Genomic DNA, 15,401 nt, shown 5'->3' with positions numbered 1-15,401 from the left:
TTACAAGTAACTACGCTTAAATACTAATTTAAATGGAGTAAAAATATGAAAAAAAATAGTAGTCAATTCTTTTGTAACCGAGATTGCGAATATTTTCCTTGCCATAAGACGAGCAGAGAGGGCGAATTTAACTGCTTGTTCTGTTTTTGTCCGCTATATAGACTAGATTGCGGTGGCAATTACACCTTAATTGACGGCAAAATTAAAGATTGTTCGGCTTGCCTACTTCCTCATTATAATTACGACTACATTATCGCAAAGCTTGTGGAAGAAAATAAGTTAGAACTTAAATAGCCCTAATTAATTTTTACAGCTCTTAAAACTGTCGGCTCTAATCTAATTCTATGCCAAACGGGCAATTAAACAATAATAATTTATAATAAAAATAGACCTCATTACGAGGTCTATTTTTGGTCTAAGAATTTATAAATAATGGTTTAGGACTTTAACATATCGCTTAAAAATTCTATTAGTTGAGTTTATCGATAAAGTCTTTAAGGGTTACGCTTGCATTGCCTAGCAACAATTCTACGCCGTGTTTTCTTGTGTAAATTGGGTTAGGAACGCCTGCATAGCCGGGCTTTAAGTCATAGTTAAATATAAATATATGTTTACAGTTGATAACGTTAAGCACGGGCATACCATATATAGGCGTACCCTCAGCTGTGTTTGCCGCCGGATTGAGAACGTCGTTTGCGCCGATTACTATTGTAGCGTCAGCGTCGGCAAATTCGCCGTTAATTGCGTCCATTTCGTATAAGTCTTCGTAGTCTACGTTAGCTTCGCAAAGTAATACGTTCATGTGTCCGGGCATTCTGCCTGCTACTGGGTGAACGGCATATTTAACTTGAACACCGCAAGAAATTAGCTTGTCGGCAAGTTGCTTAACTAAGTGTTGAGCTTGCGCTATCGCCATACCGTATCCCGGAACGATAATAACTTTTTTTGCTTTTGTTAGTAATTCTTTAACGTCGACTTTTTCTTCTATGGTGTCGTCTTCGACTTCTTCCTTAACTTCTTCTTGTACGGCAACGTGTTTGCCTGCCGAACTTGTCTTTCCTAGAAGAATATCCATTAAGTGTCTGTTCATTGAACGACACATAATTTGTGTAAGTAGTAGTCCGGACGCTCCAACAATACCGCCTATTGCAACTAATAACGGGTCGGCTACGGCTAGTCCCGCAATAGCTCCGGCAACACCGCTAAGCGAGTTGAGCAAAGAAATAGTAATGGGCATATCAGCTCCGCCAACTCTAATTGAGAAGAAGAAACCAAATAGACTTGAAAATACGGCTATGCAAGAAGTAAGTATAATTACAGCTATTAATTCGTTGTAGAATATAGGCAGTAAAATTACCGAAGCAACAGTAAGTATTAAAGATATTATTGTGTATATTTGATGTCCTTTAAATATAATAGGGCGTTGAGTAATTACTTTGTGTAGTTTGCCTGCGGCTATTAAACTGCCAATAAGGGTTACGCAACCAATAAACAAGGCAATGCCTGCCGTTACGATTGCAAAAGCGTTGATTGTTGCAGGTTTACCCATGGTAAGACTAAATCCAAATATTGCTAGTCCGCCTACGATTGCGCTTGCCGCTCCGCCTAGACCGTTGAGCAAAGCTACCATTTGAGGCATTTGAATCATCTTTACTCTTAAAGCAAAGATTATTCCAATCGCTATACCTACTGCAAGGGCGATATATAATGCCCAAACAGGTAAAATTTCATTTGCAATTAAAGTTACAATTATTGCGCCAAGAGTACAAACAGCCGATATGCGATTGCCAAGAACAGAGGTCTTGACCTTACTCATTAGAAATATGCCAACAAGCACGCCAACCGAGAGAACTCCGCTTAAAATAAAATATAAATATTCTGGCATAATTACTCTCCTTTTTTAAACATTCTTAGCATTTTGTCAGTTACAACAAAACCGCCAACAACGTTAATCATAGCAAGTACGATTGCAATTCCGCCCAGAATACCTGCCGTTATAGATTTGCCTGCCGTTCCAAATGCGCTAGCCATAGCCGTAAGAGCGCCTAAAACCGTAATGCCCGAAAGAGCGTTCATACCCGACATAAGAGGAGTGTGAAGTAGAGAAGGCACATTATTAATTAGCTTGTAACCAATAATCGCCGTCAATATAAACACGCCTAAAAATACAATTTGTATAATTTCCATAATTTACCTCATTATTTTTTTTCACCCTCACCATTTTGATTGTGATGAGGGTGATTAAGTTGTTTATTTAAAAGTTAGGTAACAAAGTTGTTATCTAATACCCATAGCTTCTTTTGCGCCTTCGTGTACAAGTTCGCCATTGATTGTAACAAGGGTTGAAGCAACAATTTCGTCGTTGCGGTCAAGTACGACTTTGCCGTCTTTTACTAAGAAGTTAAGTAAGTTGTAAATGTTGTGAGCAAACATAAACGTTGAGCTTGTAGGCAACATTCCCGGAATATTCTTAATGCCTTCGATAATGACGTCGTGTTTAACATCTCTAATACCGGGCGTAGTTATAGCGCAGTTACCGCCTTGGTCGATAGAAATATCTACAATACAGCTACCCGGACGCATAGAAGCTACCATTTCGTCGGTTAGAAGTACAGGAGCAAGTTTGCCTTGTAGTAATGCCGAGCAGAATACAATGTCAGCGTTGCTTACGGCTTCGGCTAGATGGGCTCTTTCTTTTGCAAGCCATTCGTCGCTTAGGTGGTTAGCGTGTTTGCCATCTTTGCTTACTGCTATCTCTGCTGGAACGCCGGTGTCAACTATCTTTGCGCCTAAGCTCATTGCTTGTTCGTTTGCGTCTGGTCTAATATCAGCAGAATAAACTACTGCGCCCAAACTCTTTGCGGTTGCAACAGCACGTAGACCTGCAACGCCTGTGCCAAGCACAAGAACGTTTGAAGGCTTAATCATACCAACGGCGCTACCGATTAGAGGCATAAATTTAGCGATATTGCTTGCAGCCATAATTATTCCCTTGTAGCCTGCGCAAGTACTCATTGAAGACAAAGCGTCCATTGATTGCGCCCTAGAAATACGTGGAATACCGTCAAGAGTAATACTAATAACGCCTTGTTTTGCCATAGCCATTACCATTTTGTGGTTTACGGGAGCGGCTGGGTGAATAAATGTAATTAGATATTGACCTTTGTGCATCATATCTATTTCGTGGCAATTCTTTTCTTCGTTAAATAGGGGTTCTTTAACCTTTAAGATAACGTCGGCTTTTTTGTAAATTTCGATTGGGTCGTCAATTAATTTTGCGCCTACTTCTACGTAAGCTGCGTCGGGATAAAATGCGCCAAGACCTGCGCCCTTTTCAAACAAAACAGTCCAACCGTTTGCTACCATCTTTTTGACGGTTTCTGGGATAGAGGATACACGCCTCTCTCCGTGCATAATCTCTTTTGGAATACCTACTATCATTTTGTCTCCTTTTTGCGGGAATTACCCGCTGTAAATATTTTTTAATCCTTTTTTGGATTATTTGTTAGATTTATTGTCGCAACTATTGGGCAAATCGCTTTCGTCGGCAAACAATGGAGAAGTAAAATCGTCTTTTAGGGTAGAAAGCACGATATTTGTCTTAGTTTTGGCTACGCCTTGAATACTCTTAATTTCGTCTAATACTTTTTCAAGCGTGCGTGTATTTTGCGTTACAATTTTTAGTAAAAAGTCGTAGTCGCCGGCAATATAGTAGCATTGAATAATGTGCGAATGGTTGCTAACTATTTGTATAAATTTTTGATTGTACTTAGGGTGTTCGATAGATACCGACATTATGGCAATGACGTCTTTGTTAATTTTTTGAGGATTGATTAACGCAGTGTAGCCGTTGATTACTTCGGTATTTTCAAGTTTCTTTATCCTTTCAATTACCGCCGAAATAGATAAACTTACGCTTTCTGCAATTTCCGAAGCGCTCATTCTAGCGTTTTGCCTTAGACAATTAACAATTTTAACATCTATGTTATCCATCGCTTTCCTCCCATTCTTTTCTTAGACTATTCTACAACTATTTTATGCGTTTGTAAATAGTTTTTTCACAAAATAACAAAAGATTTTTTGGCAAGAACCGCCATTGTACAAAAAATTTAGTGTAATATGGTTATTTGACACTATATATTAGTTTTTGACTATATTGTAGTAAAAAATAATGCGTAAAAAACATTTGACAATATTGCAAGGTTGGGAGTATATTAGTAATATCCTCTTAGGGGGGATATTTTATCACTCAAAAGGAGCAATATGACTGACACAAAAAGAAGTTTTTTTAAAGTTTTGACAGATTTTTTTGCAAACGAAGTTAAACGCAACATTACGCTTGTATCGGTTTCGGCGGTAAGCTTAATTCTTAGTTTTATTTTTAAGCAAACCGGAATAAGCGACAACTTAGCTTTTGACATTGCCTGGGTTGCAATAGTTCTTTGTGGCGTTCCAATCGCCTATACTGCGCTTTTGTCTTTATTTACTAAGGGTAATATTAAGGCAGGGTTACTTGTTACAATAGCTATGGTTGCTTCGATTATTGTAAAAGAGTATTTTGCCGCAGGCGAAGTAGCCGCCATAATGTTACTAGGCGAATTGCTTGAAGAAGCTACGGTTGACAAAGCGTATAGCGGTATTCAAAAGTTAATTGACCTTACCCCTAAGACTGCTAGGCGTTTAGTTGACGGACAAGAAGAAATTGTTGCCGTTGAAGAAATAAAAGTCGGCGATATTGTGCGTGTTCTTGCCGGCGAAACAATAGCCGTCGACGGAATAATTATACAAGGCGACACCGCAGTTGACCAGTCGGTTATTACGGGCGAATCTATACCGATAGATAAGACCGTAGGCGACAACGTAACAAGCGGAACAATCAATCAATTTGGCGTATTTACTTTTCAAGCTACAAGTTCGGGAACAAATAGTTCTTTGCAACGTATGATTGCCTTAGCTAAACAAGTTGAAGATAATAAAGCGCCAATAGTTAAAAGAGCCGACAAAATTGCGACCTACCTAGTAATCGTAGCTTTGCTTACGGCAATTATTACAGGTATTGTTACCAAAGATTTGATAAGAGGGGTTACTATATTAATAGTGTTTTGTCCTTGCGCCTTTGCCCTTGCAGCTCCAACGGCAATTATAGCCGGTATAGGCAACGCTACAAAACACGGAATTATAATTAAATCCGGACAGAGTATGCAGAGGTTTTCTCAAATTAAGACCGTCGCTTTTGACAAGACCGGAACATTGACTTATGGCAAGCCCGAAGTAATAGGGGTAAAGTCGGCTAGGCTTGATATTACAGAACAAGACTTGCTTCAAATTTGCGCCCTTTGCGAACAAAAGTCCGAACACCCCTTGGGAAAAGCCATAGTTAAACATTATTTGGCTAGCGGAGGTAAAAGTCAAGAATGCGATAATTTCACGCTTGTTGCAGGCAAAGGCGTTTCGGCAACGATTGACAATAAACTGGTATTAGCCGGTAAAAAAGAATATTTAATTGAAAACAATATAGTCGTAGATGATTTAGCCGAAGTCGAACAGTATTTAGGTCTAGGGGCAACCGTAATTTATGTTTCGCAAGACGGGCTTTATCTAGGCGCAGTCGCTCTTGCCGACAAAGCTAGAACAAATGCAAAGTCTGTAATAGGCGAGCTTAAACAGCTAGGCGTTACACCTATTCTTCTAACGGGCGACAATGAGCAAACGGCTAACAATATAGGAACAAGCCTAGATATCCAACAAATTAGCTCTAATATGTTACCGCAAGAAAAAATGGAATATATTAAATCTTGCCAGAAAGATGGTTTGAAAGTATGTATGGTAGGCGATGGCGTAAACGATTCGTTGGCCTTGCGTTCTGCTTATGCAGGGCTAGCTATGGGCGGAATCGGTAGCGATATAGCAGTTGACGCAAGCGACGCCGTACTTGTTAACGATAATATCGAAACAATTCCATACTTATTGCGAATTTCTAAAAAGACTTTTTCTCGCATAAATTTCAACATAGCTTTTTCGATTGTTTGGAATATTGCCGCTGTTATCTTATCAATGTTTGGAATAATCAACCCCGTTATAGGCGCATTAGTACATAACGCTAGTTCGCTAATCGTAGTTATTAGCTCGGTTGAACTTTTATTTACCAAATTTAAACCTATCAAACAGCTTGAAGGTCAAATAAAAGCGTAATAGTTTATTAACAAAGAATTTATAAATTGTCAATAAGAATATAGTTTGTAAAAAAATAGAGAGGAACGTTTTTAATGTTACTCTCTATTCTTTTACATTATTGATATTATCGTAATTTACTTAGTTTTGCTAGATATTTTTACTATTTTAATAGGGTTAGACATTTTTATCGTCTTTATCTCGCAAGCTCTTTTCAATAGCCTTATCGTATGGTTTAAGAATAAATTCGTTCATTTTGCCTTTCATTTTTGTTCTTAGTTTTTTGTTACTCATAAGCGCTCCAACCATTTGCATTTTTAGTTTTGTACCAAGTTGCTTTTGAGGAAAGTCGTAGAAGTTATGTCGCTTGTAGAATTTGTGGTCGGCTTTCATAAGTCCGCCCATAACATAAATTAAATCTCTAAAAATTTTGTTTCCGCCAACTCCTAAGAAATTTTGACTAGGCTTAGAGTGATTAGCCAATGCAAAAGCTAAGTTATCGCTCAACGAACTAATCTCTTGCTTTGTGTCGTTTTGGTCGGTTGCAACCCCTGCGAAGTAATTTTGTCCTACGCTTGCTCGCCCTTCGATTACAAGTTTTAAGTTAGGCTCATAGTCGTAGTTTCCGCTAATTAGATATCCAACAGCCGACCCGATTGTCATAGGGCGGTGACCATTGCAAAATTGACGGTCGTCAAACTGTTTAAATTTACTTCCAAAAGAGTGGTCTTTAATTTCAAAGGCGTATATAAAGGCGTTTGCATTTTGGATAGTATTTCTTAAATAAGTATCAAAACCATCTTTGTATACGCATTTGCCGTCGGTTGCGCACATAAAACAGCCTAAGCAACCTCCGTCAAATTTGAAGTCGTTTATGTTTATTATTCGTGTTTTGTTAGGATATACGGCGCAAAATTCCTTAATCATTTCTAAAAGATTAGTTTGCGTTTCTTGGTAAGAAGTCAATATAACCGTGTCGTATGCGGTGTTCTTTTGGCAGGGCGTACTTGTAGTCGAGATGTATGGTTTGACGGTTTGAGGGGCTTCTCTCGGGCTAAAAAGGTGGTTATTATTTGTGACGCAGTGAACAAAGGTTGCAAAAAAACAGTCTAAGCCAGCTCGACCTTCAACTTTTAACAAGTCGTCCATATCGGCTGAAAGACCGCAAACGTAGTTTAATTTTAGGTCGTTGCAATTGTCTATTATAAAGTTATGCGCAGTGTAGTCGTAGAAATGTTTAGACGTTGTTAGCTGTGTAACATATTTGCCGGCAAATTCTTTTGCCCGAGCAGATTGTTTAAGTTGCTCGATAAATCGATGTAGCTGATAGGGTACAAGAAAAGTATATACGGGGTAAGCAAACATAATAGTATCGCAAAGTAGTATTTGCTCAATAACTTTGTCAAACTCTTGTTCGTTTTGCAACTTTTTAATTTGTTGACCTATGTTAAATATTACAAATTCGTGTTGTTTATTATGCGCTTGCAAATATAGCACGCTTTGTAGCGTTACGCTTTGTTTGCCCTTAGGGCTACCATTTAATACTGCTATTTTCATTATTTATACCTCTAAAAGAAGTATATTGTAAAACAGCGAATATGTCAACTTATCATTTTTTCTTATTTATAATTATTACGTATTGCTTTAACTTTTTGCTTTAACTATGCAAATAAAAAAAACAAGTCTGTAAAGACTTGTTTTTTATAATAAATTTAAGTATTAAGGCGTTACGACAGGCGGACATACGCAAGCGCAATCTTTAAATACTTCTAATTTCATTTGAAGCAACATTTCAAGCCTAGATATGGAATTTACCATATCGCTAACCGAAGCGTTAAGCGACAATAACTGGTCGTTAGTAACGCCTGCGAGGGCTATGCCCTTTTGTAGTTTTTCGCCTTCGGCGTTTAAGATGTGCGACAACGCTGTTTGTTCAAGCGCTACCGACTCGATAATATCGGTTATGGCTTGACACCTTTGGGTTGTGCTAGGTACGATTACTGGCATACTCATAAGATTTTTTCTCCTTACAATTTTATTTTTTATGAGCTAAATAGATAGCCCGAAACTATAACTGTGTAATTTAATTTTAATGTTACACACATAATTTTTATTAACTGGGTTATTCTCGACGTAGACGCTACTTCTTTGATTTTTACATTCGGCATAGACTGTAAATTGATTGCAAACTTTTAGATTGTTTATTTCATACTGTCCGCAGTCGTTTGTTCTTGTTTGTCGCTTGTCTAGTCCGTTTGCCGTAACAAGGGCATTACATAGTCTATTGCCGTAACAGTCGGTTACTATGCCCTTAATATTGACGTAATCGTTATAGCAACGTGTAAAACATACTTCTATGCTTACATTTGGATTATTTTGCGTTAGCGTTACAGTGCGAACTTGTTCGACTTGCGTTAAGGTGTCAAATAGTATAACTTTATACGTTTCAAGTGGTAATAACTGTGATTTAAATTGTCCGTTTGCGTCGGTCACGCCATAGTCGACAACGTTTGCGCCCTTAGTTATAGTTACTTTAATGCCGGCAAGGGGTTTGCAATTTGCGCATATAGTTGTTTTTACGGTAATTACGCCTAACAAAGTAGCGTTAGAAAAACATTCTTGTTTCTCTACATATTTATTGTTCTCGTTTATTTCGGCAAATTGTTCCTTAACTTCGCTAGTTGTGAGGTTGGTCATTTGAAGTTTGTAAATGTCGTGAGGCAAGCCTAGCTTAATATATTTGCCTGTTTCATCGGTAGTTTTTTGTTCGATTAGGTTATTTGAGCTGTCAAATAATTTGACAAGAATGTTTGACAAAGGTATTTTCTTTTGACATTCGTAAACATAAAGGCTGATACCGCTAATTGTTTGACTTTCAAAACATATTTGTTTAAACACGATTTTTTGTGTTTCGTCAATAGTAGCTGTAAAACTCTGTTCTTTTCCCGTAGTAATTTCTTTAACTACAACTGTATAGACGCCATTGTTAAGATTTCCTAAGAAATATATGCCGTTTGCATCGGTTACTCCGCTACCAACAAGGGTAGAACTTTGGTCATATACTTTTACGCTTACATTAGACAGCGGAAATTTGGTCTTGCACGAATAGACAAACACTCCAACTAAACCCTTATTTATTATCGGCGGACAGCCTCCGCAGTCGGCGTTTATTGCTAGTTTTAGTTTGTCGTATAAGATACACTCTAAATGGGTTATGTCTGTAATGGTACATTGTACCGAGCCGTTGACTCTAAGCAACTCGTCTATGCTAGTAGCTTTTTCAAGCGCTTTTTGTATTTTTTCGCCTTCGGCATTAAGAATATGTGAAAGGGCAGTTTCTTCTAGGGCTATCGACTCGATTATGTTGTTAATGGGTAGACAGCTAATTTTGCCACTTTTCATTGCGTTACCTCCTTTTCTCGCATAAAAATAGTACACAAGTTATCAAATTGTGACGAATTATGTAATATTTTGATTAAGAAAAGGTCTTGCCACTACTTTACAATATGTAGTTTGCAAATTTTATGTTAATTACTTCGTCAAACTAATCAGCAAAGGTTTAAGCTGGTCTAAATATATTCGCTTATCGCTATAACGCAGTCTTGTAAGCGTTTTTGCCCTTAAAACATCATTGTCTTGCATAGCGTTTAATATTTTTTGAGCATTTTCTATATAGTAACTTTTTTGCGAAGGGTGATAAGTTTCAATCGTGTCAAAGCCGTAATTTTTTGCCGACCACCGCATAAAATATGCGTTTAAGCTAAGTCCAAGTTCATATAGCGCCGGTACGGCTTGATTAAGCACAAGAAAATTTGCTCGGCTTGACGCTTCTAACACAGTTAATCCAAAAGATTCGCTATACGACGGACAAATAAATAAGTTGCTTAAAGTAAATAATTCTAGTACGGTTTGTCTGCTAACGCCATTTGTAAAGCCTAAGTTAGAGGTAAAAGTCAGTTCGTCTTTTTCTAGTCCGCCTAAATACGCATAGTCGGTAATTAAATGTTTATACATATTTGGGGGAATATCGCTACACGAAAAGTCGCAAAAGACAACGCCCACGCTTTTTCCAAAATATTTTTTGAAGTAACCTGCAAACTCGGCTACAACGTGAAATTTTTTGCTCATACACAGTCTAGCCGGATAAATTATCACTATGTCTTTGGAACATAAATCAAGGCTATTTACAATTTGTTTAGTTTGCTCGCTAAGACTTAGCGTGGGGGCAAGGGCATTGTTTATGTATGCGCAGTCGCTAACATCTACCGCATATTGCTTAGCAAGGTAAGGCAAACCGCATTTGGTAGGGTAGACGAAAGTGGTGTTGGGCATACCCGTAAACATACAGTTAATTGGGTAAGGAGCGTCAAGGTGTTCAACCGGCGCAGAATGGGTAAAGGCTACAAATTTTAGGTTAGGAAGAAATTGTTGAGCCAGTCTTATGGCTACGTTATGCAATAGATGCACGCCTTGATAAAGAATGTCGTGCATTATACATATATCTACGTCTTCTAGATATTTAATATAGTCATTTGAAATTAATCTTGCTTGGTCAAAAAAATCTTCTTCTATTACGTCGGTTGCCTTAGTGTAAGTCTTCCATCTAAATGTTTTTCCTTGGCTACTGTTGATTATTTTTACCCATTCGATACGTTTATCGGCAAATATACCCGTCCTGTCGCTGTCGGGACAATGTTGGCTTACTAACATCTTTACTGTAATATTATCGCTAAGTAACATTTTAAGCTGTTCTTCAACTACGTTTACAAGCGAATAAGTGTTTGACAGCCCGTTAAACATAGTCAATATAGCTATTTTCACATTATACCTCACTAACATAAATTCTTCTCGCAACATATTTTATACTAATAACATTAAATGTGTTACTTTGATATTGGAGGTTTTTATGGCGGTTAACTTTTGGCTTGCAAATGATTTCAACATTTTTGTAATGGGAAATCACAAACAAAGCAACGCTTATGCGACGGGCGCTGTTTGGGTGGGTAAGAATGCAACTTACAATAATTATAGTTTAGGTCAAGATTTGCCAATGGCGACGGGGGATTATGTACAATCGTTGCAAGTTCTAGGCGAAATGGATATTACAGGTGGCATAAACTACTCTCAAAACAGCGGTTTAGACGCCTTAGGCGTTCTTATTAAGTATACTATGGTCAATAATAACGGCGTAACTAAGCAACCTAAGCCGTTTACTTATAGACCTTACGATATCTATGCTTACAATTTTTTATGGTGTTCGACTGTGGGTTGGGCGGAAATGACGGCTAACGGCGTGGTCACTAAGAAGGATACTACACTTACTCTAAGCGGAACAAGCCCCGCTTTAAACAATTTTGTAATTGACGACGCTATCAACATTAGTACGATTACTAGCGTTGACATAGTAGCGCCTGCAAATTCTACAATACTAATTAGCGTGCTGGGAACAGCGGTAACTCTAAATAATTTTACCACTCTTGTAAACGGGGTAGCCATAACTAAGGCGCAAGCTCAATACGTGGTATGGAACTTCCCCGATTCGCAAAATTTAAAAATACACAGCGATATTTACGGGGCTATTCTCGCTCCATTTGGCGTAACTAGCGGTAGCAACGTAAAATTATTTGGTACGGTTATTGTCAACGATTTAGAGGGCAATGTTAACGGTATAAAAAACAAATTTTTAGGCGAACTACCCGACCTATACGACCCTTCGACTACGGGTACGTGTAGTTCAAGCACAACTACGACTACGACAACTACAACAACGACCACGACTACAAGTTCGACTACTACTAGCTCGTTTACAATACCGCCGTCTCCGCCTCGCAAACAAGCTATAACCGATTTGATAGAGTCGGTAGCTCTTGAACAAACCGCTATCGCACACATATTAAACGCCGAGGGGGAGAAACTTCAAGTTGCAATCGCTATGGATTTAACCGTTGAAGAATTGACAAATATAAATAAGTCGGTGGAGAGAATGACTAGGTCTATTGCTAAGTTAGAGATGATTTTGCACGGGAAATTGCGTGTATTTAAGTGTGATTTATGCAAATAAAGTCTAAAAAGACTAAATAAAAGTTTAAATTGTAAGCGTAAATAAAAAGTTATGGACTTGACAAAAGCTGTCAAGTCCATAATAAACAGTAGTAAATATAGTTAAAGTAATAAATTAAAACTCAATAAATTTGGCGACGTAATCTTTAAGTTGAGATATTTCTAATCTAATTTGTTGCATAGTGTCACGGTTTCTTAGCGTTACTGTATTGTCTTCTTGGCTGTCAAAGTCAACGGTTATACATAATGGAGTGCCAATTTCGTCTTGTCTACGATAGCGTTTGCCAATACTGCCTGCGTCGTCGTAGTCGCACGCAAAATATTTAGATAGCGAGGTATATATTTCAATAGCTTTTTCGCCGAGCTTTTTTGATAGGGGAAGAATTGCAACTTTTATCGGCGCAAGGGCGGGGTGCAAATGTAGCACTACTCTTGTGTCGGCGTCGCTAATATTCTCTTCTTCGTATGCGTTACATAAAAAGGCAAGCGTTACACGGTCTGCGCCAAGCGAAGGTTCAACGCAATAGGGTACGTATTTTTCGTTGGTAAAGGGGTCGATATATTCCATACTTTCTCCGCTTGTAGTTTGGTGGCATTTAAGGTCGAAGTCGGTTCTATCGGCAACTCCCCACAATTCGCCCCAACCAAAAGGAAAAGCAAATTCAAAGTCGGTCGTAGCCTTAGCGTAGTGACTTAGCTCGGCTTTTTCGTGATTTCTAAGTCTAAGATTTTGTTCGAGTATGCCTAAGTCAAGTAGCCATTGATGACAAAAATTCTTCCAATATTCAAACCATTCTAGGTCTGTATCGGGTTTGCAGAAAAATTCTAATTCCATTTGTTCGAATTCTCTTGTGCGGAAGGTAAAGTTGCCCGGCGTAATTTCATTTCTAAAAGATTTGCCTATTTGACCAACGCCAAAAGGTATTTTTTTACGAGTAGTGCGGGCTACGTTTTTGAAATTTACAAATATGCCTTGCGCTGTTTCGGGGCGAAGATAGATTGTATTTGCGCTGTCCTCGTTTACGCCTTGAAAAGTCTTAAACATCATATTAAACTGTCTAATATTTGTGTAATTGCAATTACCGCAGACCGGGCAAGGAATATTATATTGTTTAATAATTTCTTCCATTTCGGCAAATGTTTTTCCAACAAGACTTATGTTTAGGTTGTGTTTATTAGAATAATTTTCGATTAATTCGTCGGCTCTATGGCGAGATTTGCAAGATTTGCAGTCCATTAAGGGGTCGTTAAAGTTGCCTAAGTGACCGCTTGCTTGCCACGTTGTTGGGTTCATAAGTATAGCGCAATCAACGCCCACATTATAAGGCGATTCTTGTATAAATTTTTTCCACCAAACTTTTTTAACGTTGTTTTTTAGCTCTACGCCTAACGGACCGTAGTCCCAGGTATTTGCTAGACCGCCATAAATTTCGCTACCTGCGTATATAAAGCCTCTACCTTTGCAAAGAGAAACCAACTTGTCCATTGTTAATGCCATTAAAATGTACTTCCTTTATTTTGTTAATTTAATTGTAGATTTTTTACCTAATTTTGTCAAGGAAATATTATCTTTATGCTAAATAGCTTATTTTTTAAATGTCTATTGACATTTGCTTGTTTTGTGACTAAACTATAAATATATTACATTAAAGGAGCTAACAGATAAATTTATGACAGTTTTACCTAAACAAAAAGTTGGAGCTAAAAATTGGTTTCTTATTTGGGCGCTAGGTCTTGCAGGACAGCTTTGTTGGTGTGTCGAGAATACTTGGTTTGCCAACTATTTATATGCAGACTTTGGTTTTTATGTAGGCATAGTTACGGCAATGACGATTTTTTCCGCCCTAGCTACTACTTTTGCTACTTTTTTATTTGGTACGCTTGCCGACCGACTAGGCACACGCAAACCTTTTATAGCCTTTGGCTACATAGCTTGGGGCATATTTACAATAGTTTATGGCTTGACGCACTTATATAGGGGCGCAATTAGCGACAATATCGCAGTAATTGCAATTATAATCGTAGCGACCGACACTATTATGAGTTTCTTTGGTTCTGCCGGCAATGACAGCGGTTTTAACGCTTGGTGTTCGGATATGTTAGACGACTCTAATCGTGGTCAAATAGGTATGGCGCTTGCAGCTCAGCCCGTAATCGGCACGCTTGTCGGCACGCTAATTGGCGGTGTTATTATAGATTACTTTGGCGCAAGCGATAGAGGCGCAGGTTATATGGCATTCTTTATAATTATGGGTGTATTTGTAATTATCTTTGGTCTTATCGCTTTGTTTGCCGTAAAAGATTCGCCCACGCTCAAACCTTATAAAAACGGCAGTTTTTGGAAGCAATTTATTTCTGTATTTAATTTTAAGGAATTTTTCAAACGCAAAGAGCTAGTTTGGGTAAACCTAACCGTAACGGTGTTTTTCATAGGTTTTAACTGCTATTTTGTGCATATTATGAACTGGCTTTGCTATACTCTTAACTTTGGCGCAGGCAACGGCGGATTATTGCTTGGCATACCCCTTGTCCTTTCGGTGCTTATTACAATTCCGTTTATATTTTTAATTAATCACAATAAATCTCCTTTAATTGCAATAGGTTCGATTATAATTACCGTTATAGGGTGCATTGTTATTTTCTTTGGCGTAGGCGAAGGCAATTCGCTTGCCACAGTTCCTTCGGGAGAGACTTACCGAGCTTGGCTTTCGCTTGACAATCTTCCTCTTTATTTAGGTATACTTTGCGTAGGCATAGGCTATGTCGCAAGCATACAAACTTATATGGTTTGGATGAAGAAACTTTATCCCGAAGAACAAAAAGGGCAATTTGAGGGTATTCGCATATTGTTCTTTGTCTTATTCCCAATGGTTGCAGGCCCGCTTATCGCTAATCCTATTATCAAAGCGACGGGCGAAGTCACCGATATGATTATCGAAGGTATTAAGGTCGAAGGGCAGTATTTGCCTACAAAGTGGCTATTTTTAGCAAGTTTAATTATAACTATTCTTGCAATAGTTCCGCTTATATTTGCAATTAAACACCATAATTTGCGAATTAAAGCTGAGAAACAGGACTTGCAAGAAATTGAGAATTTGCCAAACTCTTAAAGTCTAAGTTTGCCAATAGTAACGAAGTTGTTATAAGGATTAACTGTAACAACCAAAATT

The 15,401-nt window shown here is 38.1% G+C and carries 13 protein-coding genes; 4 read left to right on the top strand and 9 right to left on the bottom strand.

Annotation, left to right across the window (positions count from 1 at the left end):
• The first annotated feature begins 45 nt into the window (after positions 1–45).
• Positions 46–294 carry a cysteine-rich small domain-containing protein gene (locus RR062_04210; GenBank protein ID MEG2026912.1) on the top strand — a complete coding sequence of 83 codons (249 nt, stop codon included), beginning with the start codon at positions 46–48 and terminating at the stop codon, positions 292–294.
• A gap of 175 nt (positions 295–469) precedes the next feature.
• Here the strand turns inward: RR062_04210 and RR062_04205 are convergent, their stop codons facing one another.
• The 4 genes from RR062_04205 to RR062_04190 form a co-directional block, all read right to left on the bottom strand.
• Positions 470–1,885, bottom strand: a complete 1,416-nt coding sequence (locus RR062_04205; GenBank protein MEG2026911.1) for an NAD(P)(+) transhydrogenase (Re/Si-specific) subunit beta — start codon at positions 1,883–1,885, stop codon at positions 470–472.
• 2 nt (positions 1,886–1,887) lie between these two features.
• Complete coding sequence (locus RR062_04200; protein MEG2026910.1) at positions 1,888–2,187, bottom strand: NAD(P) transhydrogenase subunit alpha; 300 nt, start codon at positions 2,185–2,187, stop codon at positions 1,888–1,890.
• Positions 2,188–2,277: 90 nt separating this feature from the next.
• Entirely contained in the window at positions 2,278–3,441 is a 1,164-nt protein-coding gene (locus RR062_04195) for an NAD(P) transhydrogenase subunit alpha (protein MEG2026909.1), read from the bottom strand.
• A 57-nt stretch (positions 3,442–3,498) separates the two neighbouring features.
• Positions 3,499–3,993 (bottom strand): Lrp/AsnC family transcriptional regulator, encoded by a 495-nt coding sequence (locus tag RR062_04190; GenBank protein ID MEG2026908.1) that lies wholly within the window; start codon positions 3,991–3,993, stop codon positions 3,499–3,501.
• A gap of 270 nt (positions 3,994–4,263) precedes the next feature.
• Here RR062_04190 and RR062_04185 point away from each other — a divergent pair, with 270 nt between their 5' ends.
• A complete protein-coding gene (locus RR062_04185; protein ID MEG2026907.1) occupies positions 4,264–6,192 on the top strand; it encodes a cation-translocating P-type ATPase in 1,929 nt (642 codons plus the stop codon).
• 156 nt (positions 6,193–6,348) lie between these two features.
• On the opposite strand, the gene RR062_04180 is transcribed toward RR062_04185, so the two are convergent.
• The 4 genes from RR062_04180 to RR062_04165 form a co-directional block, all read right to left on the bottom strand.
• Positions 6,349–7,728 (bottom strand): NAD(P)H-dependent oxidoreductase, encoded by a 1,380-nt coding sequence (locus tag RR062_04180; protein ID MEG2026906.1) that lies wholly within the window; start codon positions 7,726–7,728, stop codon positions 6,349–6,351.
• 162 nt (positions 7,729–7,890) lie between these two features.
• The gene (locus RR062_04175) at positions 7,891–8,184 is read right to left on the bottom strand and encodes a hypothetical protein (protein ID MEG2026905.1); all 294 of its coding nucleotides are present in this window, start codon (positions 8,182–8,184) and stop codon (positions 7,891–7,893) included.
• A 36-nt stretch (positions 8,185–8,220) separates the two neighbouring features.
• Positions 8,221–9,573: a carboxypeptidase-like regulatory domain-containing protein gene (locus RR062_04170; GenBank protein ID MEG2026904.1), complete on the bottom strand. Its 1,353-nt coding sequence runs from the start codon at positions 9,571–9,573 to the stop codon at positions 8,221–8,223.
• A gap of 129 nt (positions 9,574–9,702) precedes the next feature.
• Positions 9,703–10,992 carry a glycosyltransferase gene (locus tag RR062_04165; GenBank protein ID MEG2026903.1) on the bottom strand — a complete coding sequence of 430 codons (1,290 nt, stop codon included), beginning with the start codon at positions 10,990–10,992 and terminating at the stop codon, positions 9,703–9,705.
• Positions 10,993–11,077: 85 nt separating this feature from the next.
• Here RR062_04165 and RR062_04160 point away from each other — a divergent pair, with 85 nt between their 5' ends.
• A complete protein-coding gene (locus RR062_04160; protein ID MEG2026902.1) occupies positions 11,078–12,232 on the top strand; it encodes a choice-of-anchor A family protein in 1,155 nt (384 codons plus the stop codon).
• 114 nt (positions 12,233–12,346) lie between these two features.
• On the opposite strand, the gene RR062_04155 is transcribed toward RR062_04160, so the two are convergent.
• Positions 12,347–13,729: a glycine--tRNA ligase gene (locus RR062_04155; GenBank protein MEG2026901.1), complete on the bottom strand. Its 1,383-nt coding sequence runs from the start codon at positions 13,727–13,729 to the stop codon at positions 12,347–12,349.
• 172 nt (positions 13,730–13,901) lie between these two features.
• On the opposite strand from RR062_04155, the gene RR062_04150 reads away from it, so the two are divergent.
• The gene (locus RR062_04150) at positions 13,902–15,341 is read left to right on the top strand and encodes an MFS transporter (protein ID MEG2026900.1); all 1,440 of its coding nucleotides are present in this window, start codon (positions 13,902–13,904) and stop codon (positions 15,339–15,341) included.
• The last annotated feature ends 60 nt before the right edge of the window (positions 15,342–15,401 follow it).

The organism is Clostridia bacterium, from assembly GCA_036654455.1.
Taxonomy (GTDB): Bacteria; Bacillota; Clostridia; order Christensenellales; family CAG-314; genus JAVVRZ01.
This window is presented reverse-complemented; position numbering and strand designations above follow the sequence as displayed.